This is a genomic window from Methylobacterium sp. 142-1Y, from assembly GCF_057747795.1.
On sequence record NZ_CM173224.1, the window covers coordinates 4,218,376 to 4,240,684 of the forward strand.

Here is a 22,309-nt window from a genome sequence, read left to right on the forward strand (position 1 = left end):
CCGCTCCGGGCTCATGGTCAAGGCCCTCTCGGGCCGCGCGGCATCATCGACGGATCGGGTTTCGATGCGCTTCATCCTCCGCTTCTTCGGCTTCCTGTTCAGCATCGGCGCGATGGCGGTCGTCGTCGGCGCCGCGGCGGGCGGCTACTTCTTCTGGAAGTACTCGCGCGACCTGCCGGACCACGCGGCGCTCGCCAATTACGAGCCGCCGGTGATGACCCGCGTCCACGCCGCCGACGGCAGCCTGCTCGCGGAATATGCCCGCGAGCGCCGGCTCTACCTGCCGATCCAGGCGATGCCGAAGATCGTCATCGCGGCCTTCCTGTCGGCCGAGGACAAGAACTTCTACAAGCACGGCGGCATCGATCCGGAGGGCATCGTCCGTGCGATCCTGACCAATGCCTCGAGCGGCAAGAAGCAGGGCGCCTCGACCATCACCCAGCAGGTCGCCAAGAACTTCCTGCTCTCGTCCGAGCAGACCTTCGACCGCAAGATCCGCGAGGCGCTAATCGCGCTGCGCATCGAGTCGACCTACTCGAAGGACAAGATCCTCGAGCTCTACCTCAACGAGATCTTCCTCGGCACGATCGTGCCGGGCCGCAACCTGCACGGCATCGCGGCCGCCGCCCTCGACTATTTCGGCAAGTCGGTCCACGAGCTGACGATCCACGAGGCGGCCTATCTCGCGGCTCTGCCCAAGGGCCCGAACAACTACCATCCCTATCGCCGCACCCAGCAGGCGCTGGCGCGCCGCAACGAGATCATCGGGTTGATGGCCCAGAACGGGTACATCACCAAGGAGGAGGCCGAATCGGAGCGCAAGCTGCCGCTCGGCGTCAACCCGCGCACCATCTCGCCCAACACCGCCAACGCGAACTACTTCGCCGAGGAGGTCCGCCGCGAGATCTCCGAGCGCTACGGCGAGAAGAAGCTCTACGAGGGCGGCCTGTCGGTGCGCACCACCCTCGACCCGAAGATGCAGGCGATGGCCCGCAAGTCCCTCGTCGACGGCCTGGTGCGCTACGATCAGGCGCGCGGCTGGCGCGGGCCGAAGAGCCGGGTCGAGCTCGCCGGCCGCGACTGGGGCATGGCGGTGGCCGAGGTGCCGGCGCTCGGCGACGTGCAGCCCTGGCGCCTGGCGGTGGTGCTCGACACCTCCGGCGGCCGCGCCACGATCGGCCTGCAGCCGAAGCGCGAGAGCTCGGGGCAGGTCTCGAAGGACCGCGAGACCGGGATCATCTCGGCCGAGGGCGTGCGCTGGACCGGCCGCAGCGTCGCGGCGGCGCTGAACACCGGCGACGTCGTTTATGTCGAGCGCATGGACGGTCCCGGCAACGCCTACCGCCTGCGCCAGATCCCGGAGGTGTCCGGCGCCATCGTCGCCATGGATCCCTATACCGGTCGCGTCCACGCGATGGTCGGCGGCTTCTCCTACGACGAGAGCGAGTTCAACCGCGCCACCCAGGCGATGCGCCAGCCCGGCTCGTCGTTCAAGCCGATCGTCTACTCTGCGGCGCTCGACAACGGCTACACCCCGGCCTCGATGGTGCTCGACACCCCGATCACCATCGAGGCGGGCCCCGGCCAGGAGGCCTGGACCCCGACGAACTACGGCGGCAAGGCCGGCGGCGGCCCCCACACCCTGCGCTACGGCATCGAGCATTCGAAGAACCTGATGACGGTGCGGCTGGCCAAGGATGTCGGTATGCCGCTGATCGCCGAGTATGCCCGCCGCTTCGGCGTCTACGACGACATGCTGCCGGTGCTGCCGATGTCGCTCGGAGCCGGCGAGACCACCGTGATGCGGATGGTCACCGCCTACTCCATGCTCGACAATGGCGGCCGGCGCATCCGCCCGACGCTGATCGACCGGATCCAGGACCGCAACGGCGAGACCATCTACCGCCACGACACCCGCAAGTGCATCGGCTGCGACGCCGAGAAGTGGTCGGGCCAGGACGAGCCGAAGCTGGTCGACGATTCCGAGCAGGTCCTCGACCCGCTCACCGCCTACCAGATCGTCTCGATCATGGAGGGCGTGGTCCAGCGCGGCACCGCCACGATCCTCAAGGAGATCGGCAAGCCGCTCGCCGGCAAGACCGGTACCACCAACGACTCCAAGGACGCCTGGTTCGTCGGCTTCTCGCCGGACCTCGCGGTCGGCATCTATATCGGCTACGACAAGCCCCGCTCGCTGGGCGACAGCGCCACCGGCGGCGGGCTCGCCGCCCCGATCGCCCGCGACTTCCTGAAGGCCGCCCTGAAGGACAAGCCGCCGACGCCGTTCCGCGTGCCCCCGGGCATCAAGCTGATCCGCATCAACGCGGCCAGCGGCACCCGCGCCGGCGGCTCGGAGGGCGGGCTGCTCGAGGCCTTCAAGCCCGGCACCGCCCCGCCGGACAGCTACTCGGCTCCGGCCAGCGCCCAGCCGGCGGCGCCTGCGGCGGTGCCGCCGGACGCGGACAGGGCGGCCCAGGCGGGCGGGTTGTACTGAGGCCTTCACTCACCCCACGTTCCCGATTGTGCTACGATGCGTGGCAGAGTCGGGAACAGGGTCGATGTCGATCATCGCGAAAATTCGCGAGCAGGACGGCGCACGCGTCGTGACCCTGCCGGGAGAGCTTCTGGAGAGCATCGGCGCCAGTGTCGGTACGGCACTCGCGCTGGAGGTAAAGGACGGTGCGATCGTCGCAGTGCCGATCCCTGAGACCGCGCCTCAGAGGCAACGACGCTACACGATGGCCGAACTGCTCGTCGGCGCCGAGCATTTGCCCGAGATCTATGAAGGAATCGCCGGGGCGCTCGATGGTGATCCAGTCGGACGCGAGCTGGGCTGATGGGGCCTCGCCCGAGGGCTCCGAAGCGCGGTGAGATTTACTCCGTCGACCCGAACCCTGTCGTCGGACGTGAGATGCGCGACCGACATTACTGGATCGTCCTGACGCCTGAGGCTGTGAACGTCCACGGCGTCGCAGTGGCTGTCGTCGTGACCACCGGCGCGGTCGGAGCCCGTGCTGCCGGGCTCACCGTACCGGTGAACGGAGACGGTGTGACGGGTGTTGCCGTCTGTACGCATCTCCGCAGCTTCGACCTGCGGGCGCGCTTGGCGGATGGCACGGCACGTCTCGCTGGCGTCGTCGATCCCTCGACCGTCGAGGAGATCGCATCGCGGGTGGCAAGCCTTGTCGACCCTGAGCCAGGCGCCTGAGAGCGCCCCGCCGTTTACACCCGCGCCCCCCGGCGCTATCACCCTGCACCCCACCTCACGTGAGTGAACCCACACCAGATGCGCGCCGAGATCGAGCAACTCTCGGATGCCGCCAAGCAGTCGATCGGACTGCTGAGGAGGCATCTTTGACTGGGATACCGTTGACAAGCGCCTCGCGGAGCTGAACGCCCGCTCGGAGGACCCCTCGCTCTGGAACGATCCGGAGGAGGCCCAGAAGGTCATGCGCGAGCGTACGCAGCTCGACGACGCGGCCACGGCGATCCGCCGCCTGGAGCAGGGGCTGGAGGACGGCGCGACGCTGATCGAACTCGGCGAGATGGAGGGCGACGCCGCCAGCATCCGCGAGGGCGAGGAGCAGATCCGCGCCGTGCAGGTCGATGCCGCGCGCCGCCAGATCGAGACCCTGCTCTCGGGCGAGGCGGACGGCAACGACACCTACGTCGAGGTCCATGCCGGCGCCGGCGGCACCGAGAGCCAGGACTGGGCCAACATGCTCCAGCGCATGTATTCCCGCTGGGCCGAGCGCCGGAAGTACAAGGTCGAGATCGTCGAGTGGTCGGACGGCGAGGAGGCCGGGATCAAGGGGGCGACGCTCCTGATCAAGGGCCACAACGCCTATGGCTGGCTGAAGACCGAATCGGGCGTCCACCGCCTGGTGCGGATCTCGCCCTACGATTCCAACGCCCGGCGGCACACGAGCTTTGCCAGCGTCTGGGTCTATCCGGTCATCGACGACCGGATCACGATCGAGATCAAGGAATCCGACTGCCGGATCGACACCTACCGCTCGTCCGGGGCCGGCGGCCAGCACGTCAACACCACCGACTCGGCGGTGCGCATCACCCACAACCCGACCGGGATCGTGGTGGCGTGCCAGCAGGAGCGCTCGCAGCACAAGAACCGGGCCACCGCCTGGAACATGCTGCGCGCCCGCCTCTACGAGCTCGAGCTGAAGAAGCGCGAGGAGAAGGCCAATGCCGAGGCGGCCTCGAAGACCGATATCGGCTGGGGCCACCAGATCCGCTCCTACGTGCTCCAGCCGTATCAGCTGGTGAAGGACCTGCGCACCGGCGCCCAGTCGACCAGCCCCGACGACGTCCTCGACGGCGACATCGACGACCTGATCGAGGCGTCGCTGGCCCACCGGGTCTATGGCGGGGCCGACGCGGTCGAGGATATCGACTGAGGTTTCAGGGCTTCGGACGACGACAGGGGCGCGGTGCCTCCTCCGGACCGGGGGAGGGGCCGCGCCCCTTCTTTCTGGGTCGCGGCCCCGGAACACGAGGAGGGTATTGGTAACGTCGTGCGATCGACGTAGGCCTGACTATCGACAGGGCGGCCCACCGGGATGCCCGCAGCCGTGCCCCGGCGGAACATGGGGCGCCGGGCGCGGACCGGCCTGCGGCGGGCGCATCTGCGGCGGAGCCATCGGCTGTGGTCGCGGCGCCATCATCTGCGGCTGACGCAGCGCCTGAGCCTGCTGGCGTCGCATCGCGTCCTGCATCTGCTGCTGCTGGTTCTGCATCATCCGCTGCGCCTCGAAGCGCTGGCGGGCCTGGGCCTGACCCTGGGCCTGCTGCGCCTGGAGAGCCTGCTGCCGCTGCATCGCCTGCTGACGTACGGCCTGCTCCATCCGCAGCCGCTGCAACCCGTCATCCGGCCGCATTGCGCGGGCGGGGGCAGCCATGCGGGGCGGCGGGGCCGCCAGCGGGCGCAAAGCCTGGCGCGGTGCCGGAGCGGGCGCCGGCCGCATCGGCTGCACGGCGCGCAGCGGCGTGACCGGAGGCCGCACGCCCTGGGGCTGGAGGCCCTGTGGCGGCGCGGCGGCAGCCGATCCCTGCGGCGGGCGGGCGGCGAGAGGGGGCGGTCCCGTCCGGCCCGCGGTCGGAGCCCCGGGTTGCGCGGTGGCTTGCGGGTTTTGGCCGGGGACTTGCCCTTGTATCTGCCCTGAAGTGGCTTGGTGTGGCGGATCTTGGCCTGAAATCTGCCCGAGCCCGACCGGTCGGCCAACCGGCGTCTGGCCGGCAGGCGCACCGGGCCGGCCGGCGATGGCCGGCAGCGGCGTTCCGCCCGTGCCGGGCAGAGCCTGCGCGGGGTTCGGACGCGGTCCGGCCGGGCCCTGAGACGGGATCTGCCCCGGCAGGCTCGGCCGCAGGGCGGTCGCTCCCGGAGATGGTCCTCCGATCGGGCCACCGGCGCGCGGGATCTGGCCCGGCGCCCCTTGCGGGTCCGGCCGCAACGCCGCCTTCCGGGCGATGGCCGGCGGCAGGGCGACCCGGGACGCGGCGGCTCCAATGGCCGCTCCCGCGATGGCGCCGGCCACCGGCGCGAGGCGGGATGCCCCATGCGGCGCCGGCTCGGCGGCGTGCTCGTTCACGACCGTGATGGTCTGAACGTGGAGGTTCTGGAACAGCACCGGGTTCGGCGGCGGCACCACCGCCGGGGGTGCCACCACGTAGGTGGGCACCGGGACGTAAGCGGGCACCGGCAGGATGTAGGCCTCGCCAGGGGGAGGGGGCGGGGCGAGCTCCACCAGCACGGTCGGCCGCGGCGGCAGGAAGGCGATGGGCGGCGGCGGTAGGGCGTAGACCGGATCGTCGAGGAACAGCGCCGGCCGCTCGACGTAGATCACCTCCTCGGGCGGCGGCGGCGGTACGTCGTAGGCGAGCATGCGATAATCCGGCGGCGGCGCGACGGCGGCGGCCAGCGCCGAGAGGCGCCGCCGGGCGTCCCAGGCATGCGGCCCGCGCGGATAGCGGCCGAGATAGGACCAGTACGCCTCCGGCGTATCGGCGAGCGCGCTGCGGCGCCAGGTCATGGCCTCGCGCCTTGCCGCGATGATCGCCCGGACGCGCTGGCTGAGCGGGTCGCGCGGATAGGCGCCGACGAACTCCTCGTATCCCGCCAGGGTGTCGCGGCCGAGGCAGGCGGCGTAGGCCTCCCGCGCGCCGATCTCGCCGAGCGGCTTTGCCGGCGGCTCGAATCCGGCGAGCGTGGGCGCTCCGGCCGCCCGCTCCAGGAATATGAACGGCGCGTCGATACGCGAAGCGCTCCACGGCACCTCTCCGCCGCGGGTCGCCTCCGCGACCCGCAGGCGCACCCGCTCGAACAGGGCGGCCGGTGCCAGCCCGCCCTCGCGGATCATCTCGACGAGGGCGAGCGCATAGGACCCGTAAGCGCCGGTCTCGGCCGGGCCGACGGTGCCGGGCGCCGCATTGGTCGCGATCAGACTGCCGGGCTCGGCCTCGACCAGGGGCAGGCCGCCCGCCAGCGGATCGCCCTTGAGCCGGAACGGTGTGCTCCGCGCGGCGTCGAGTACCACGAAGCGCGCCTTGAGCGGCAGGGCGGCGAGGCGCTTGACGTAGTCCGACACCCGCAGGGTTCTGAGCGGCAGGTCGGAGGCGGTCTCGATCCGGGCATCGACCGGGGCGAAATAGGCCTCGTTCTCGAGCTGCAGGCCGTAGCCGGAGAGGTACACGAAGGCCACCGCGTCGGGCCCCGCCGCCGCGGCCTTGTCGGTGAAGTCGCGCAAGGTCCGCCGCAGCGAATCCTCGTCGAGGTCGCGGGCGCCGACCACGTCGAACCCCGCCGCCTGCAGGGTCTGGGCGACGAGGCCGGCATCGTTGGCGGCGGTCGGGATCGGGCCGGCCGGGTAGGCGCCGTTGCCGATCACGAGGGCGATCCGCCGCTCGGCCGGAGCCGCGGACGAGGGGAGGGCGGTGGCGACGAGGCCCGCCAGGGCGACGAGGGCCAGGACTGCGGGGGCCAGGACCGCGGGGGCCAGGACCGCGGGGGCGAGGAGCAGATGTCGGAGCGGCGGCATGGCGTTGCCCTCCCGTGACGGTGGCGGTCGGGATGCCGGATTCGTGGGCATCCCTGGTTTCCACGGTGCATCGTCGCTTTTCTGGGCAGCACGATGACCCGCCCCATCTCGAACCGTCGCGCTTGAACCGGCACTGAACGATGCGGCATCAGGCTTGCTGGGACCTGACGATGGGGAAGAGCTGAATGCCGGACCGCCTGATCCACGCCAGCGCCAGCATCGCGTTCCTGCTCGCGGTCGCCGTGCTGTTCTCGACCAACCGCCGGGCGATCCGACCGCGAGTCGTGCTGTCGGCGCTCGCCGTCCAGATCGGGATCGGCGCCCTGGTGCTGTTCTGGCCCTCCGGGCGCGGGGTCCTGGGGGCCGTTGCCGACGCGGTGCAGGCCGTCCTGTCCTACGGCGACAAGGGCACGGCGTTCCTGTTCGGCGGCCTCGTCGAGCCGAAGATGTTCGAATTGTTCGGCGGCGGCGGCTTCGTGCTGGCGCTCCGGGTCCTGCCGCAGATCATCTACGTCTCGGCGCTGATCGCGGTCCTGTATCATTTCGGGGTGATGCAGGCGCTCGCCCGGGGCCTGGGGGCGGCGTTGCAGCGGGTGCTCGGCACTTCGCGCATCGAGACCTTCTCGGCGGTCATCACCATCTTCATCGGCCAGAGCGAGATCGCCGTGGCGCTCCGCCCCTTCCTGGCGCTCCTCACCGGGGCCGAATTGTTCGCCGTGATGACGAGCGGGGCGGCCTCCACCGCCGGCTCGATCCTCGCCGGCTATGCCGGCCTCGGCGTGCCGATGCCGTATCTGCTGGCCGCCTCGTTCATGGCGATCCCCGGCGGGCTCCTCTACGCCAAGATCCTGGTCCCTTCGACCGAGCCGAGCCGGGTCAAGACCATGCGGGTCACCTTCGGCGAGACCCGGGCCGTCAACGTGATCGAGGCCGCCGCCGACGGCACCCAGAAGGGCCTCGCGGTCGCGGTGGCGGTCGGCGCGATGCTGATCGCCTTCGTGGGGCTGATCGCGCTCGTCAACGGCGTCGTGGCCTATGCGGGCGGCCTCGTCGGGATGCCGGGCGCCTCGATCGAGGGGCTGCTCGGGACGGCTTTGGCGCCGCTCGCCTGGCTCTTGGGCGTGCCGTGGGACCAGGCGACCCTGGTCGGCGGCGCCATCGGCCAGAAGCTCGCCTTCAACGAGTTCCTGGCCTACGCCAACCTCTCGCCGGTCCTGAAGAGCGGCGAGCTCGGCCCCCGCAGCACCGCCATCCTGTGCTTTGCACTCTGCGGCTTCGCCAACCTGTCGTCGATCGCGATCCAGCTCGCGAGCTTCGGCAGCCTGGTGCCCGAGCGCCGGGCGGAGGTCGCCTCCTACGGGCTCCGGGCGATCCTGGCCGGGACATTGTCGAATTTGACCAGTGCGGCGATCGCCGGGGTGTTCATCGGGGCGTGAGGAATCTTGGTTCTCTCCGGAACCCACTCCATCCAACCCGCGACCTCATCCTGAGGTGCGACCAGAGGGAGCCTCGAAGGAGGGCTCCAGAGATCACAGCGATCCCTGGAGCCCTCCTTCGAGGTCAGTCGATCTCTGATCGACTAACACCTCAGGATGAGGTCATGGTTGGGAGGATCGGTGATCCTGCGAGATTCGGGACAAACTCTTGTACACCGCCGTCTCAAACTCCAAAAAATTCTCCACCGCCGCCGGATCGGCGAAGGGAAACAGCTGCGTGCCCCAGAACCCGCCGACCCCCACATTCCGATCGATCCAGAAATAGAGGTTGGCGAGCCCCGCCCAGGCCAGCGAGCCGGCCGAGCGCCCGGTCGGGGCCGGCTCGTCGTTGATCATGAAGCTCAGACCCCAGGATTTCGGCATGCCGGGGAAGAACTCGGCATCGTGCGAGAGGTGGCGCTTCACCCCCGGGAGCGCACGGATCTTGAGCGAGGGCCCGAGGCCATTGGTGGCTGCCATGGCGACCGTTTCCGGCCGCAGCACCGGCCCGTTCGGCGAGGCGCCGTCGTTGAGCCACATCCGGATGAAGCGCAGGTAATCCTCGGCGGTCGAGTAGAGGCCGTGGCCGCCCATCTCGACCTCCGGCTCCTGCGGCAGCTCGAAGCCGGAGAGGACCTTCAGCGAACCGTCCTCGTTGCGCTGGTGCATCCGGGCGAGGCGGGAGCGCATCTCCGGCGTCAGCGCGAAACCGGTCGAGTCCATGCCGAGCGGTGCAAAGACGCGCTCCCGCATCACCGCTCCGAGGCGCTGCCCCGTCACCGCCTCGACCACCTGCCCGGCCCAGTCGATGTTGCTGCCGTATTCCCAGGACTCGCCCGGATCGAACAGCAACGGCGTCATCAGCGAGGCGCGGGTGCCGCTGGTCACGCTCGACCGCTTGGTCTCGCGCAGGAGGCGGGCATACGATTCGTTGAAGATGTCGTAGCCGAAGCCGGCCGTGTGCAGCAGCAGCATCCGGGTGGTGACCGGACGGGCCGGCGGGCGCAGGCGCGGGGCGCCGTCGTCGCCGAAGCCCTCGAGCACCTGGATCTCGCCCAGGGCCGGCACGTAGGCGGAGGCCGGCGCGTCGAGGTCGAGCCGCCCCTCTTCGGCCAATTGCAGAACGGCCGTCCCGGTGACCGCCTTGGTGGTGGAGAAGATCGCCAGGACCGTGTCGGGGGTCATCGGCGCGGTCTCGTCCCGCGGCCCGGCGGCGCCGGCATAGAGCGTGCGGTCCCGGTCGGTCGCCATCGCGACGAGGCCGGGCAGGCCCGGACTCCCCTCGACCCCGCGCTGCAGGATCGCGTCGGCCGCGCCCTTGAGATCGTCGCCCATGCCGTCCTCCCGATTGGTGTCGGGAGGTAGCGTAGCGCGGCGGGCGGTGCGGTGTCAGGCCCGTACGGGAGGGGCAGGGTGGCGCTACTGCGCCGCAAAAAACTTCGGATCGAGCGCCGAGAGTGCGAGAAGCGGCGCGGGCATCACCACCCCGGCGCGCCGGATCGCCTGCGCAGCGGCGCGGCAGGCCTGGATGTCGTTGGCGCCCGCCGCCGCATCGACCTGCGCGATCTGCTCGGGGCTGGGTTTCTTCTGCGCCGGTGCCCCGGCCGGGGCGGGAGCGGCCTGGGACGGGGCCTGGGCCTGTCCTTGCGGACCGGAGGCGCCTGGCCCGGTCTGGGCCACCGGGCCGCTCAGGCCCGATTTCTGCTGCGTCTCGCCGGCGCCGGCGCTCGGCTGCTGCGCGGCGCCGCGATCGGGCGCCTGGACGGCCGCGGTCGCGGGCTGGGGGGCACTGGCGGGCGCGTCCGGCGCCTTCGGGTGCACGAAGGCGACGAGTTCCTGGCACAGGTTGGCCGGCGGGCCGGCGGCCTGGGCCGCGCTCACGGTCACGGCGAGGGCGGCGAGGATGACGACGTTGCGCATCACGAGCCCGGCTCCATCGTATGACGAGCCGCAGCCGACTCCTTGATGTCGCCGGTCCAGCGCGGGCCGACGAGGTTGGTGCCCGGATCCGAGACCCGCGCGCCGGAGGTGGCGAAGGCCTGGTAGGCGAAGCGCTGGTTCTCGCCGAGCAGGAAGCTCGCGGCGGTGGCGAGCACCAGGGCCGCCGCCACGGCGACCAGGAAGGCTTTCATCGCTGCTCTCTCCGTCCCGCTCTATTCCGCCGGCACCTGGCCACGGCCGAGCTGCGGCCCGCTCGCGGTCTTGGCCTGCTGCTCTTTCACCCAGAGATCGTGGTGGACCTTGGCCCAGGCCAGGTCGACCTCGCCGCTGCCCATGGCGTCGTAGGCGCCCTCCATGCCGAGCGACCCGATATAGATGTGGGCCAGGATGCCGGCGATGAACACCACGCCGATCAGCGAGTGGATCACCTGCATGATCTGCATCCCGTTGATGTCGGTGAACGCGAACGGGAAGATCATCATCAGGCCGGTGGCGCCCATGGCGAAGCCGAAGCCGACCACCATCCAGAACACCATCTTCTGGCCGGCATTGAAGCGCCCGGCGCTCGGATGCGCGTCGCCCAAGAGGCCGCCGCCCTGCTTGAGCCAGATCCAGTCGATCTTGCCCGGGATGTTGTCACGCACCCAGAGCACCAGCATGAACAGCACGCCGAGCATGAACGGCCAGGCGAGATAGATGTGGGCGTACTTGCCGTACTGGGCCAGGGTCGCGAACGCCTCCGGCCCGATCAGCGGCATCAGCAGGCGCTTGCCGAAGATGTAGTTCAGTCCCGACAGCGACAGAACGATGAAGCAGCTCGCCGTCATCCAGTGCGAGAAGCGCTCGAAGCTGTTGAAGCGCAGGATCTTGCGTCCCGACTCCTCGCTGTGCTCGAGGCGGATGCGGCCGCGGGTGAAGTAGAACAGGCCGAGCGCGGCGATCATGCCGAGCACCACCAGCGCCCCGATCCACGGCATCCAGGATTCGCGGAACGCCCGCCATTCCCGACCCTGCGGCTGGATCAGGTTGGCGGCGGTCTGGTTCGGGATCGAGATCCGGCCGTGGATCTTCGGGTCCTGCTTGAACAGCATCTCCTCGTTGACCGAGGAGGCGGTCGGGTTGGGGGCGCCGTCGGGGGCGCGCACCTGGGCGACGGCCGGGGCCGTCAGCGCCAGGGTCGCCGCCAGGAGGAGGAGGGAGGTCAGCCTGCGCATCGGTTCACCTCAGATCGCGATCGTCTCGCGGTAGGCCGTCTTCCAGCCCCAGGCGCCCGAACCGTAGCCGCGCTTGATCACCCGCTCCTTGTAGATCTGGGCGATCATCTCGCCGTCGCCGGCGAGCAGCGACTTGGTCGAGCACATCTCGGCGCAGAGCGGCAGCTTGCCTTCCGCCAGGCGGTTCGAGCCGTATTTCTCGTACTCGGCGACCGACAGGTCGGGCTCCGGTCCGCCCGAGCAATAGGTGCACTTGTCCATCTTACCGCGGGAGCCGAAATTCCCGACGCGGGGATATTGCGGCGCCCCGAACGGGCAGGCGTAGAAGCAGTAGCCGCAGCCGATGCACAGGTCCTTGGAATGCAGCACCACGGCGTCGGCCGTGGTGTAGAAGCAGTTCACCGGGCACACCGCCGCGCAGGGCGCGTCGGTGCAGTGCATGCAGGCCATCGAGACCGAGCGCTCGCCGGGCTTGCCGTCGTTGAGGGTGATGACCCGGCGACGGTTGATGCCCCACGGCACCTCGTGCTCGTTCTTGCAGGCGGTGACGCAGGCGTTGCACTCGATGCAGCGGTCGGCGTCGCAGAGGAACTTCATTCTGGCCATGAGGATCCCCCCTTACGCCGCGCTGATCTGACAGAGGGTCACCTTGGTCTCCTGCATGCCCGTGACGGGATCGAAGCCGTAGGTGGTGACGGTGTTGACGCTCTCGCCCAGCACCACGGGGTCGGCGCCCTTCGGGTAGAAGTCGCGCATGTCCTTGCCCTGGTACCAGCCCGAGAAGTGGAACGGCATCCAGGCCACGCCCTTGGCGACGCGATCCGTCACGAGTGCCTTCACCTTGGCCTTGGAGGAATTCTCCGGGCCGTAGACCCAGACGAACTGGCCGTCCTTGATGCCGCGCTCGGCGGCGTCCGCCGTGTTGACCTCGACGAACATGTCCTGCTGCAACTCGGCGAGCCAGGGATTCGAGCGGGTCTCCTCGCCGCCGCCCTCGTATTCGACGAGGCGGCCCGACGACAGGATGATCGGGAACTGCTTGGCGATGCCGCGATCGACCGCCGCCTTCTGCACCGAGAAGCCGACATTCGGCATCCGGAACTGCCGCTCGTCGGGCCGCGTCGGGTATTTGGCGACGAGGTCGGGGCGCGGCGAATAGACCGGCTCGCGGTGGACCGGCACCGGATCGGGCAGGTTCCAGGCATTGGCCCGGGCCTTGCCGTTGCCGAACGGGATCACGCCGTGATCGAGGCAGACCCGCTGGATACCGCCCGACAGATCGGTGGCCCAGCTGACCGCATCCGGGTTGTTGCCGCCGATCCGCTGGATCGTGGCGAGTTCGTCCGCCGTCAGGTCCTTGTCCCAGCCGAGCTTGCGGAACACCCCGAAGGTGAATTCCGGGTAGCCGTCGGTGAGGTCCGAGCCCTGGGAGAAGGAATCTTCCGCCAGCAGCGTCGCGCCGTTGCGCTCGGTGCCGAACCGGGCCCGGAAGGTGCCGCCACCCTCCTTCACGTGCAGCGACGTGTTGTAGAGGATGTGGGTGCCGGGATGCCTGATCTCGGGCTTGCCCCAGCACGGCCAGGGCAGGCCGTAATAGTCGCCGCCGACCTCAGGATCGTCCTTCGGCGCGCGCAACGTGACGAGGTCGAACTTGTGCTGGTTCTTCATGTGCGCCTTCAGGCGCTCGGGGCTCTGGCCGCAATAGCCCGTCGACCAGCCGCCGCGGTTGATCTCCCGCAACAGGTCCTCGGCGACCGGGATGCCGTCCACCACCTTGACGTTCTTGAACAGGCTGTCGGCGAAGCCGAGTTTCTGGGCCATCCGATAGATGACCTCGTAGTCGGTCTTCGATTCGAAGGCCGGCTTCACGATCTGCTCGCCCCATTGCAGCGAGCGGTTCGAGGCGGTGCGCGACCCGTCCATCTCCAGCGAGGTGCAGATCGGCAGCAGGTAGGTGTTGTCCTTGCGGGCATCCATCGCCGCGAAGGTGGTCGGATGCGGGTCGGCGACGACGAGCAGTTCCAGCTCCGCCATGCCCTTCACCGCCTCGGGCATCCGGGTCACGGTGTTGCCGCCATGGCCGAACACCATCATGGCCTTCAAGGGCGTGCGCTGGTCGACCTGGTCGGCCGGCAGGCTCACGGCGTCGAACCACCGGGTCGAGGTGAGACCGGGGGTCTCCATGTTCTCCTTGCGCGAGCGGGCCTTGCGGCCGGCGCTGGCAGGGACTTCATCGAAGCGCGATTGCAGCCAGTCGTACTCGACCTCCCAGACCCGGGCCCAGTGCTTCCAGCCGCCCTCGACGAGGCCGTAATAGAGCGGCAGCGTCGTGACATCGAGGCCGAGATCGGTGGCGCCCTGGACGTTGGTGTGGCCGCGGAAGATGTTGGCGCCGGTCCCCGGCTTGCCGACGTTGCCGGTGGCGAGGCACAGGATGCAGAGCGCCCGCACGTTGGCGGTGCCGACCGTGTGCTGGGTCGCGCCCATGCACCAGATCAGGGTCGCGGGCTTCTCCTTGGCGAAGAGCTCGGCGACGCGCTTCAGCTGCTCGCCCGGCACGCCCGACACCCGCTCGACCTCGTCGGGCGTCCACTTGGCGACTTCCTTGCGCACGTCGTCCATCGCGTAGACGCGCTGCTCGATGAAGGCCTTGTCCTCCCAGCCGTTCTGGAAGATGTGCCAGAGGATGCCCCAGATCACCGGGATGTCGGTGCCCGAGCGGATGCGGACGTACTCGGTCGCGTGCGCGGCGGTCCGGGTGAAGCGCGGATCGATGACGATCATGTTGGCGCGGTTGATCTCCTTGCCCGACAGCACGTGCTGCATGGAGATCGGGTGCGCCTCGGCGGGGTTGCCGCCGAGGATGATCATCGTCTTGGCGTTGCGGATGTCGTTGTAGGAATTGGTCTGGGCGCCGTAGCCCCAGGTGTTGGCCACACCCGCCACCGTGGTCGAGTGGCAGATGCGCGCTTGGTGATCGACGTTGTTGGTGCCCCAATAGGCCGCGAACTTGCGGAACAGATACGAGGCCTCGTTGGTAAACTTGGCCGAGCCGAGCCAGTAGACCGAATCCGCACCGTTCTTGTTGCGGATCGCCTGGAGCTTGTCGGTGATCTCGGTGATCGCCTGGTCCCAGGAGATGCGCTGCCACTCGCCATTCGCGATCTTCATCGGGTAGCGCAGGCGGCGGTCGCTGTGGACCAGCTCGCGGATCGCCGCGCCCTTGGCGCAATGCGCCCCGCGGTTGATCGGGCTGCCCCAGGACGGCTCCTGGCCGACCCAGACGCCGTTGACGACTTCCGCGGTCACGGTGCAGCCGACCGAGCAGTGGGTGCAGACGTTCTTGCGGATCACGGCCTGCGCCGGATCGGCGGACGAGCCGGCGGCCTCAGCCTGACGCACCGCGCCGAGCCGCAACGAGCCGAGGGCCGCGAGGCCGCCGGCGGCCAGTCCCGATTTCCGCAGGAAGCCGCGGCGATCGAGGGTGGGGGCGGTCAGGCCCGCGGCGAGGGCCTGGTGGCTGCCGCGGCCCGCAACGCCGCTCCTGCGCTTGGTCAGCATCGCCGGTCTCACTTCTTGAGCGTCTCGTAGCCGTTGGTGCGGTAGAAGGCCTTGACGTGGTCGGTCTCGCGGTAGCGCGACCGGGTCTCGGCATTGCCGGGGTCGTAGGCCTGGGCCTCGGTGGGCGTGAGCGGCACGGAGGCGATGGCGGCCGCCGCCGCGGCGGTGCCTCCGCCGAGCGCGCGGAAGAATTGCCGCCGCCCGAGGCCGGTCTCGCCGTCCTTGCGGGTCTCGTTCTCTTGCCGCATCGCGGCTCTCCTCTTCGTATCCGCGTCCCGGTTCACGTCGTCTTGGCTCACGTCACGCTTCCATCGCGAAGGCCTCGGCCTCGATCGTCGTGAATACCTCGCCGAGTTCGCCGACCGCACGGTAGAACGGGGTGCTGGCTTGCGCCGCAACGTCGGTGAAGAAACGCCCGATCCACGGCTTCAGATGCCGCTCGAAGAAGCGATGATCGGCGCCGGGCTCCGCCGGCAGGCGCCTTGCTGCGAGATTGGCCATCACCTCGAGCAGGGTGGCGGCATGGTCCTCCGGCTCGCTCGACGTCGGATCGCACTCCAGCCCAAGCTCCGCGAAATCCTGCCGGACCCGGGCGAGCGGCCGCTCGTTGAGGAAGCCGGTGAGGTAATAGGAGGCGTAGGGCATGATCAGTCCGCGCCCGACGCCGACGAACAGGGCGAAGTAGTCGCGGCCGATCTCGCGGGGCGCGGCCTCGCGGGCCGCGCGGCCGAGGGCGGCGTGGGCCTGGCCGAGGGGCGTCGCGTCGCCGTCGAGGCCCTGCAGGGCCGCCAGCAGATCCGGGCCCGGCGCGCGACCGAGGACCGCCGCCAGGAGATCGTATTCCTGCGCGCGCAGAGCGTCGATCTCGTCGACCGGATCGGGGCCCTGGTTCACCATCACCTCGTGCAACGCGACTTCACGATCGGGACCTGCATCGGGGCCTGCCGGCCCTCGAGCCTCTCCTTCGTTTGGAGGATGCAACGTCCCGTTGCCGGCACCATAGCGGGGATTCGATCGAGCGCAATTCGACTTTCTAACGCTTCAAATCGGCAGGGCCCCGCCATGGCGTCGCAGGCGGGGTGGGGAGGGGGACTCGGAGCGGTCCGATGCGGGACGAGGGGCCTCCTCCATCGGGTTAGCCATTGCCTGGCGGCTGCGCACGTTGCTGCTCTCCGCAGGCGCAGGGCTGTTCGTGGAGAGGGAAAGGCGCGGGAACTCCCCTCTCCCCGCGGGCGGGGAGAGGCTTTCGCCCCCCTCGCCGGGGGCGAAAGGAGCGCAGGCGGAGCCGGAGCGAGGGTGAGGGGGGCGTGCCGGAGGAGTCTCAGCCGGCGGCACCCCCTCACCCTCGCGGCGAACCTGCGGTTCTCTGCTCGCTTCACCCCCGGCAAGGGGGGTGAAGCCCTCTCCCCGCCCGCGGGGAGAGGGGAGAGGCGCGCCATTTTCGGAAATGCCCGCTTCGCCGGAATCGGCGCAGGGAGGCGTCTCTTCCACCCCCCCGAACACCTTCTCGACCATCGCCCGCACGTCCTCGGCCGAGATCGCGCCGCCGGTGCCCGGTACCCCGCCGGGGGTGTTCCAGTCATAGGCGTATTCCCGCGCCTCGCTGACGAAGTCGCGGATCGCCGGGTCGACCGACCACATCCGGCGCAACGCCGCGTTGCGCAGGGCCCGCGGCACCCCGGCGCGCAGGAAGGGGGTCAGGTCGGTCGCGGCGGTGAGCGCGTCGAGCGATGGGAGTTGCGCCAGTTCTTCGGGGCTGAGGGAGGCTTCGTCCTCAGCCGGCGCCCCGGCCGGCATTGCGGTTTCCGGCGCGACGGTGGGAATATCCGTGGGCCGGCGCGCCTCGTCGCGCTTGCGCCGCGACCAGCGGGCGAGGAAGCCGTCGCTCACGGCTCCTCCGGCCGGCGCCGCGCGCCGCCTCCCTGGCGGGCGAGCGCCTCCGGGTCGGCCCGGTCGCGCTTGCGCTTGTGGAAGACCCGCTCGACGTGGAAGGCCCGGTAGAAGGCGCCGACCTCGGCCTGGATCTCGGGCGGCATCGGCACCGCCTCGACGATCTCGCCGATGCCCTCCGCCAGGGATTCGCCCTCGTAGGGATCGGCCGTCACTGTGGCGACGGCGTAGGTGTCGGGTCCGGTCTCGCGCAGGGCCACCCAGAGCGAGGGCTGCGCCGCCGCGAGGTTGTCGCCGTAATGCGCCGTCTCGGCCGGGTGCAGCTCGATCTCGTAGGCACCGGCATAGAACGTCTCCTCGTCCTCCGAGGCCGTGAGGCGGGTCCAGGGCGCGGTGCCGGGCTGTCCCGGCAGCACCGCCACGGGCAACCAGGCATGGCTCGCCCACGGCCCCTTCAGCTTGCGCCTGGCGACGACGACCCCGACGGCGATCAGCTGGGTGCTCATCAGGCCTCTCCCGTCACGACAACCGGCAGGCCGGCGATCAGGTTCTGCGGCTTCAGCGTCACGGTCCGGTCCGGCGCCATGGCGAGCAGCAGGTAGACCGGCCGGTCGCCGACCCGCGGATCGGCCCGGGTCGGATCGAGGATCGTCAGACGGAACAGGGCGATCACCCGCTCACCGGCGGCGGCATCGACGGGCTCGCCGCGCCACAGCGCGTTGCCGATCCGCGTGCCCTCCTGGTCGAGCCCGACGAACCAGCGCCAGTCCTTGTCCTCGATCGCGGGAATCGGCGCCACCGCCACCTCGACCGCCAGCAGGTGGCGGACGAAGGCTTCGATCGCCCGGGCCAGCCCCTCGCGGCTCTTCGGATCGGAGCCGAGGTTGAGCGCCATGCTGAAGGCGTCGGACCGGCTCCAGTAGGTCCAGGCATTCTCGGCCGTCAGCACGTCGAGCTCGGAGACCGGCTCGCGCCCCAGCATCGCCACGAGGGGGGATTGCCCGCGCGCGCCCTCCGCCTCGTCGATCAGCTCGGCATCGGCCAGGAGCAGCGACCCGTCGGTGACCGAGGCCCGTTGCGGCCGGAAGAACAGCTCGGCGGCGCGCAAGGTATAGGGGTCGTCGCACGCATCGAGCGCATTGCGCAAGGTCAGGTGGACGAGCTGGTTGAGGAAGAGCGGCGGCGTGCCCGAGACGCCCCGCCGCACGAGATCGAGATAGGCCGCCTCGACGGAGCGGGCGGCGAGCAGGCGGTCGCGGAAGGCGAGGATGACCTCCCAGTTTTCCCGCGCATCCGCGTCGGTGATCGCCGCGATCTCGGCCGGCGCGACCGGGCGGCGGGGATGGCCGAGGAGCGCGGCGTGAAGCGCCTGCTCGGCGTCGCAGGCCTCGTCCGGCGGCACCAGTTCGGGGCGCGCGAGATAGGCCAGCAGCAACTCGTCGGTGACGACGAGTCCGCCGCCCGCGTCGCGCCGGGTGAGGTGATGGCCGCTCGAGACCCAGAATTCAGGCATGGTGGGGATTCGGAGCCGGTTCGAGGAGGGGTTCTAAAGATGACCTAGGAGACCGGGTATCCCATCCGTGACCTCATCCTGAGGTGCGACCAACGGGAGCCTCGAAGGAGGGCTCCAGGGATCTCAGCGAGTTCTGGAGCCCTCCTTCGAGGTCAGTCCATCTTCGATGGACTAACACCTCAGGATGAGGTCGTGGAAGGGATGACGTCCACTCACCCGCGCCGAACCGGCCATCATCGCGGATCGCCGTCCGGCTTGCCGGCGAGCAATCCCGCCAGATCGACCCGCTCCTCCGGCTCGTCGTCGGTCTCGTAGAAGTCGAAGGCGCGAGCGTAGGCGTGGCGCCGGTCGGAGCCGGGCACGGCCCCCTCCCGCGGGCGCAAAGCCCGGAAGCGCTCGCGGATCTCACCCTCCTCCAGCGTCCGGTGCAGCGCCAGCACCGTGCCGACCGGCGGACCGCAGAGCGATTCGGCCACCGCGATCTCCTCCCGGGCCGCCGCGAGCGCGCTCGTCCGGTCCGGCGCGCCGAGGCGGGCCTGGAACTGGGTCGCCAGCGCCTCGGTCGCGGCGTCGCGCTCGGCCGCGCTCGCTGCGCTCACCACCACCAGGGTCGAGAAGCCGAAGGAATCGATGCCGACGAAGCCGGCCCGGAACGCCGCCCGCTCCTTGCCGGCGAGGGCGATGGGATCCCCGTCGAGGAACAGGAAGCTGCCGGTCACCGCCCATTCGCCGGGCGGCGCGGCACGGGGAAAGACCAGGGTGTCGGAGGGGTCGAGCCGCAGGGTGCGGGGAAGCTTGAAGCTCACAGGCGCGGGCCCCCCCGGGCGGGATCGAACCAGCCGCTCCCGTCGAGGCGGAGCGTCGCGGGATCGGCGTCGAGATGGTCCCGCGCCCGCGCGAGCGCGGCGTCGGGCCCGTCCTCGGCCCAGAGCGAGAGCCCGCGCAGCAGGTGTCGGGCGAAGCTCTCGACCAGCGCGTCGGGACCGGCCTCGAACCCCTCCTCCTCCAGCGAGGTCGAATCGGGCGTGTGGCCGGGATCGCCCGCCTCGCGCTTCGAGGCGATCAGCATCCAGGAGAAGACCAGCCAGTCCGGTACCGCGTCGTCGGGACAATCCCGGGACCAGGCCAGGCGCCCGCCGCCGAGGCGGGCGCGGTCGAAGAACAGGGTGCCGGCCGCGTCCAGCGTCACCGGCTTGTCGGGCGGGGCGTGGCTGCCGACCGCCTCGGCGAGCGCGACGAGGCCGACGAGCCCGACCCGTCGGGCGGCCGCCAGCGGCTCCTCGGGCGCCAGCACCACCGCCACCGCCACGGTGCCGGGCCGGGCGCCGAGCACGAGGGTGCCGGCGGCCCCGTCGTCGCCCGCCGCGAGAGCGCAGGCCCGGTCATGCGCCGTCCCGGCCGCCGCCGGCAGGCGCAGCGGCCGGAAGGAAGGGGGCAGCATCAGGCCGGGGGAATCGACGAAACTCATGATGGAGAAGGCGTTGCCTGCGCGCACGTGTCGGGTCGTTCTTTTGAACGGCTCGTATATAGCGCTGGAGCGGTGAACAAGGGGCATGACGCCCCAGGGCCTAAGCGTCCGGTTCCCATCGGCCCCGGTTCCCGGAGCCTGGGGGCGCGTGCCCGGTCGGAGAATCCTGTGGTGTCGGATCGGATCGTGATCGCCTGTTCCTGCGAGGGCAGCATGCCCCTCGATGCGGCGGCGATCGGCAAGGCCTGCGGCGGGCGGCTGGAGACGGGCGACCAGCTCTGCGGCCGCGAACTGGAACGGGTGCGGACGGCGATGGCCTCGGGCGCTCCCGTCACCGTGTCCTGCACCCTCAAGGCGCCGCTCTTCCGCGAGGTGGCGGAGGAACTGGGCGCCGAGGACCGCGTCGCCTTCGCCAATATCCGCGAGACGGCCGGCTGGTCGGCGGACGGGCACCGGGCGGCCCCCAAGATGGCGGCCCTGCTGGCGGCGGCCGCCGAGCCGATGCCGACGCCTTCGAGCGTGAGCTTCGAGAGCCGGGGCGTGGCATTGGTCTATGGCCGCGACGAGGTCGCGATCGAGGCCGGAACGCGGCTCTCGGACCACCTCGACGTGACGGTGCTACTGTCCCGGCCGGGCGAGGTGGCGCCGCCGCGCTCCGGCGAGATCCCGGTCCTGAAGGGCACCGTGCGGGCCGCCACCGGCCATCTCGGTGCCTTCTCGTTGCGGGTCGACGACACCGCCCTGCCGCTGCCCTCCTCGCGGCGGACACTCGCCTTCGGGCCGGCCCGGGACGGGGCGAGCTCGACCTGCGACATCGTCGTCGATCTCACCGGCGGCACGCCGCTCTTCCCGGCCCACGAGCTGCGCAGCGGCTACCTGCGCGCCGATCCGCGCGACGCGGCGGCGGTCGAGCGGGCGCTGTTCGAGGCCTCCCACCTCGTCGGTACGTTCGACAAGACCCGCTTCGTCGATTTCCACGCCGACCTCTGCGCCCATTCGCGCTCGCGCATCACCGGCTGCACCCGCTGCCTCGACGTCTGCCCGACCGGCGCCATCCTGCCGGCCGGCGACCACGTGGCGATCGACCCGCATGTCTGCGCCGGCTGCGGCTCCTGCGCCTCCGTCTGCCCGACCGGGGCCGCGGCCTATGCCGTGCCGCCGGCCGACGCGCTGATGCGGCGCCTGCGCACCCTGCTCGTCGCCTTCCACAAGGCCGGCGGCACGGCCCCGGTGCTGCTGGTCCACGACGAGGCCCATGGCGCGCCCCTGATCGACGCGCTCGCCCGCTTCGGCGATGGGCTGCCGGCCGACGTGCTGCCGTTTCCGGTCAACGAGGTGACCCAGGTCGGGCCCGAGACGATCGCGGCGGCCTTCGCCTACGGCGCGAGCGCCGTGCGGTTCCTCGGCCGGGCCAGGCCGAAGCACGACATCGCGGCGCTCGTCCGCAACGCCGCCCGGTTCGACGCGGTGGCCCAGGCCCTCGGCTACGGGGCGGAGGCGGGCGGCACGGTCGTCTCGCTGATCGAGACCGACGACCCGGACGCGCTGGGGGAGGCCCTGGCCGCTGGTGCCCGCGGCACGCCCGCACCCGCACCGTCGGGCTTCATGCCGGATGGCGACGTGCGGGGCGTCCTGCGCTTCGCGGTCTCGGAGCTGCACCACGCCGCGCCGCGTCCCGTCGACCGGGTGCCGCTCGATGCCGGCGCGCCCTTCGGCGGCCTCGCCTTCAAGGCGGAAGCCTGCACGCTGTGCCACGCCTGCGTCGGCGCCTGCCCGACGGGAGCGCTCGCCGACGATCCCGACCGCCCGCGCCTGACCTTCGCGGAGAGCGCCTGCGTGCAATGCGGCCTGTGCGCCGCGACCTGCCCGGAGGACGCGATCGGCCTCGTGCCGCAGCTCGACTTCGCCGCCTGGGCGGCGCCGCGCCGGGTCCTCAAGGAGGAGGAGCCGTTCGACTGCATCGCGTGCGGCAAGGCGTTCGGCACCCGCAGCACCGTCGAGCGGGTAGTCGGCCGCCTGCGTGATCGCCACTGGATGTTCGCCGGTCCGGCCGGCGAGGAGCGGATCAAGGCGCTGATGATGTGCGACACCTGCCGGGTCTCGCACGTCCTCGACGAGGGCTTCGACCCGCACGCGGCGGCGGAGAACCGGCCGCGGACCTCGGAGGATTACATCCGGGCGCGGCAGGGCTGAGG

20 protein-coding genes are annotated in these 22,309 nt (G+C 70.7%); 6 read left to right on the forward strand and 14 right to left on the reverse strand.

What is annotated here, in order from left to right; all coding sequences use genetic code 11:
• The first annotated feature begins 64 nt into the window (after positions 1-64).
• The 4 genes from AC3AOF_RS19265 to prfB all read left to right on the forward strand — a co-directional run bounded on the left by AC3AOF_RS19265 (position 65) and on the right by prfB (position 4,415).
• Positions 65-2,494 (forward strand): penicillin-binding protein 1A, encoded by a 2,430-nt coding sequence (locus tag AC3AOF_RS19265; RefSeq protein ID WP_236989353.1) that lies wholly within the window; start codon positions 65-67, stop codon positions 2,492-2,494.
• A gap of 64 nt (positions 2,495-2,558) precedes the next feature.
• The gene (locus AC3AOF_RS19270; RefSeq protein ID WP_488346205.1) at positions 2,559-2,837 is read left to right on the forward strand and encodes an AbrB/MazE/SpoVT family DNA-binding domain-containing protein; all 279 of its coding nucleotides are present in this window, start codon (positions 2,559-2,561) and stop codon (positions 2,835-2,837) included.
• A 74-nt stretch (positions 2,838-2,911) separates the two neighbouring features.
• Entirely contained in the window at positions 2,912-3,208 is a 297-nt protein-coding gene (locus AC3AOF_RS19275) for a type II toxin-antitoxin system PemK/MazF family toxin (protein WP_488346206.1), read from the forward strand.
• Positions 3,209-3,286: 78 nt separating this feature from the next.
• Positions 3,287-4,415 (forward strand): peptide chain release factor 2 gene (prfB, locus tag AC3AOF_RS19280; protein ID WP_236989350.1). Its coding sequence is split into 2 segments (ribosomal slippage): positions 3,287-3,355 and positions 3,357-4,415, totalling 1,128 coding nucleotides; the frame shifts between segments, so codons are not numbered across the junction.
• 138 nt (positions 4,416-4,553) lie between these two features.
• Here the strand turns inward: prfB and AC3AOF_RS19285 are convergent.
• Positions 4,554-7,052 carry a caspase family protein gene (locus tag AC3AOF_RS19285; protein WP_488346207.1) on the reverse strand — a complete coding sequence of 833 codons (2,499 nt, stop codon included), beginning with the start codon at positions 7,050-7,052 and terminating at the stop codon, positions 4,554-4,556.
• Positions 7,053-7,237: 185 nt separating this feature from the next.
• Here AC3AOF_RS19285 and AC3AOF_RS19290 point away from each other — a divergent pair, with 185 nt between their 5' ends.
• Positions 7,238-8,488 carry a NupC/NupG family nucleoside CNT transporter gene (locus AC3AOF_RS19290; RefSeq protein WP_488346208.1) on the forward strand — a complete coding sequence of 417 codons (1,251 nt, stop codon included), beginning with the start codon at positions 7,238-7,240 and terminating at the stop codon, positions 8,486-8,488.
• Between the two features lie 162 nt (positions 8,489-8,650).
• On the opposite strand, the gene acmB is transcribed toward AC3AOF_RS19290, so the two are convergent.
• From acmB to AC3AOF_RS19355, 13 genes are all read right to left on the reverse strand, one after another.
• Positions 8,651-9,862 carry a methyl acetate hydrolase AcmB gene (gene acmB, locus AC3AOF_RS19295; RefSeq protein ID WP_488346209.1) on the reverse strand — a complete coding sequence of 404 codons (1,212 nt, stop codon included), beginning with the start codon at positions 9,860-9,862 and terminating at the stop codon, positions 8,651-8,653.
• Between the two features lie 84 nt (positions 9,863-9,946).
• A complete protein-coding gene (locus tag AC3AOF_RS19300; protein WP_488346210.1) occupies positions 9,947-10,447 on the reverse strand; it encodes a hypothetical protein in 501 nt (166 codons plus the stop codon).
• Positions 10,447-10,659 (reverse strand): hypothetical protein, encoded by a 213-nt coding sequence (locus tag AC3AOF_RS19305; protein WP_236989345.1) that lies wholly within the window; start codon positions 10,657-10,659, stop codon positions 10,447-10,449. The genes AC3AOF_RS19300 and AC3AOF_RS19305 overlap by 1 nt, the downstream gene beginning before the upstream one ends.
• 21 nt (positions 10,660-10,680) lie before the next feature.
• The gene (locus AC3AOF_RS19310; protein ID WP_488346211.1) at positions 10,681-11,682 is read right to left on the reverse strand and encodes a formate dehydrogenase subunit gamma; all 1,002 of its coding nucleotides are present in this window, start codon (positions 11,680-11,682) and stop codon (positions 10,681-10,683) included.
• Positions 11,683-11,691: 9 nt separating this feature from the next.
• The gene (fdh3B, locus tag AC3AOF_RS19315; RefSeq protein WP_048465462.1) at positions 11,692-12,288 is read right to left on the reverse strand and encodes a formate dehydrogenase FDH3 subunit beta; all 597 of its coding nucleotides are present in this window, start codon (positions 12,286-12,288) and stop codon (positions 11,692-11,694) included.
• Positions 12,289-12,300: 12 nt separating this feature from the next.
• Complete coding sequence (locus AC3AOF_RS19320) at positions 12,301-15,243, reverse strand: formate dehydrogenase subunit alpha (protein WP_488346212.1); 2,943 nt, start codon at positions 15,241-15,243, stop codon at positions 12,301-12,303.
• A gap of 8 nt (positions 15,244-15,251) precedes the next feature.
• Positions 15,252-15,491 (reverse strand): formate dehydrogenase, encoded by a 240-nt coding sequence (locus AC3AOF_RS19325; RefSeq protein WP_488346213.1) that lies wholly within the window; start codon positions 15,489-15,491, stop codon positions 15,252-15,254.
• 52 nt (positions 15,492-15,543) lie between these two features.
• Entirely contained in the window at positions 15,544-16,140 is a 597-nt protein-coding gene (locus tag AC3AOF_RS19330; protein ID WP_488346214.1) for a TorD/DmsD family molecular chaperone, read from the reverse strand.
• A gap of 144 nt (positions 16,141-16,284) precedes the next feature.
• The gene (locus tag AC3AOF_RS19335; protein WP_488346215.1) at positions 16,285-17,133 is read right to left on the reverse strand and encodes a DUF3306 domain-containing protein; all 849 of its coding nucleotides are present in this window, start codon (positions 17,131-17,133) and stop codon (positions 16,285-16,287) included.
• The gene (locus AC3AOF_RS19340; RefSeq protein ID WP_488346216.1) at positions 17,130-17,639 is read right to left on the reverse strand and encodes a DUF3305 domain-containing protein; all 510 of its coding nucleotides are present in this window, start codon (positions 17,637-17,639) and stop codon (positions 17,130-17,132) included. The genes AC3AOF_RS19335 and AC3AOF_RS19340 overlap by 4 nt, the downstream gene beginning before the upstream one ends.
• The gene (locus tag AC3AOF_RS19345; protein WP_488346217.1) at positions 17,639-18,646 is read right to left on the reverse strand and encodes a DUF6352 family protein; all 1,008 of its coding nucleotides are present in this window, start codon (positions 18,644-18,646) and stop codon (positions 17,639-17,641) included. The genes AC3AOF_RS19340 and AC3AOF_RS19345 overlap by 1 nt, the downstream gene beginning before the upstream one ends.
• A gap of 233 nt (positions 18,647-18,879) precedes the next feature.
• Positions 18,880-19,452 (reverse strand): DUF6505 family protein, encoded by a 573-nt coding sequence (locus tag AC3AOF_RS19350; RefSeq protein WP_488346218.1) that lies wholly within the window; start codon positions 19,450-19,452, stop codon positions 18,880-18,882.
• On the reverse strand, positions 19,449-20,141 hold the full coding sequence (locus tag AC3AOF_RS19355; RefSeq protein WP_236989337.1) for a biotin/lipoate--protein ligase family protein: 693 nt from the start codon (positions 20,139-20,141) through the stop codon (positions 19,449-19,451). The genes AC3AOF_RS19350 and AC3AOF_RS19355 overlap by 4 nt, the downstream gene beginning before the upstream one ends.
• A 186-nt stretch (positions 20,142-20,327) precedes the next feature.
• Here AC3AOF_RS19355 and AC3AOF_RS19360 point away from each other — a divergent pair, with 186 nt between their 5' ends.
• Complete coding sequence (locus tag AC3AOF_RS19360; RefSeq protein ID WP_488349018.1) at positions 20,328-22,307, forward strand: 4Fe-4S binding protein; 1,980 nt, start codon at positions 20,328-20,330, stop codon at positions 22,305-22,307.
• The last annotated feature ends 2 nt before the right edge of the window (positions 22,308-22,309 follow it).

What these genes read in the sequence shown, in the direction of transcription:
- AC3AOF_RS19265 (WP_236989353.1), top strand. Translation starts at nt 65, where the DNA reads ATGCGCTTCATCCTCCGCTTCTTCGGCTTCCTGTTCAGCATCGGCGCG.
- AC3AOF_RS19270 (WP_488346205.1), top strand. Translation starts at nt 2,559, where the DNA reads ATGTCGATCATCGCGAAAATTCGCGAGCAGGACGGCGCACGCGTCGTG.
- AC3AOF_RS19275 (WP_488346206.1), top strand. Translation starts at nt 2,912, where the DNA reads ATGCGCGACCGACATTACTGGATCGTCCTGACGCCTGAGGCTGTGAAC.
- AC3AOF_RS19285 (WP_488346207.1), bottom strand. Translation starts at nt 7,052, where the DNA reads ATGCCGCCGCTCCGACATCTGCTCCTCGCCCCCGCGGTCCTGGCCCCC.
- AC3AOF_RS19290 (WP_488346208.1), top strand. Translation starts at nt 7,238, where the DNA reads ATGCCGGACCGCCTGATCCACGCCAGCGCCAGCATCGCGTTCCTGCTC.
- acmB (WP_488346209.1), bottom strand. Translation starts at nt 9,862, where the DNA reads ATGGGCGACGATCTCAAGGGCGCGGCCGACGCGATCCTGCAGCGCGGG.
- AC3AOF_RS19300 (WP_488346210.1), bottom strand. Translation starts at nt 10,447, where the DNA reads ATGCGCAACGTCGTCATCCTCGCCGCCCTCGCCGTGACCGTGAGCGCG.
- AC3AOF_RS19305 (WP_236989345.1), bottom strand. Translation starts at nt 10,659, where the DNA reads ATGAAAGCCTTCCTGGTCGCCGTGGCGGCGGCCCTGGTGCTCGCCACC.
- AC3AOF_RS19310 (WP_488346211.1), bottom strand. Translation starts at nt 11,682, where the DNA reads ATGCGCAGGCTGACCTCCCTCCTCCTCCTGGCGGCGACCCTGGCGCTG.
- fdh3B (WP_048465462.1), bottom strand. Translation starts at nt 12,288, where the DNA reads ATGGCCAGAATGAAGTTCCTCTGCGACGCCGACCGCTGCATCGAGTGC.
- AC3AOF_RS19320 (WP_488346212.1), bottom strand. Translation starts at nt 15,243, where the DNA reads ATGCTGACCAAGCGCAGGAGCGGCGTTGCGGGCCGCGGCAGCCACCAG.
- AC3AOF_RS19325 (WP_488346213.1), bottom strand. Translation starts at nt 15,491, where the DNA reads ATGCGGCAAGAGAACGAGACCCGCAAGGACGGCGAGACCGGCCTCGGG.
- AC3AOF_RS19330 (WP_488346214.1), bottom strand. Translation starts at nt 16,140, where the DNA reads ATGGTGAACCAGGGCCCCGATCCGGTCGACGAGATCGACGCTCTGCGC.
- AC3AOF_RS19340 (WP_488346216.1), bottom strand. Translation starts at nt 17,639, where the DNA reads ATGAGCACCCAGCTGATCGCCGTCGGGGTCGTCGTCGCCAGGCGCAAG.
- AC3AOF_RS19345 (WP_488346217.1), bottom strand. Translation starts at nt 18,646, where the DNA reads ATGCCTGAATTCTGGGTCTCGAGCGGCCATCACCTCACCCGGCGCGAC.
- AC3AOF_RS19360 (WP_488349018.1), top strand. Translation starts at nt 20,328, where the DNA reads ATGCCCCTCGATGCGGCGGCGATCGGCAAGGCCTGCGGCGGGCGGCTG.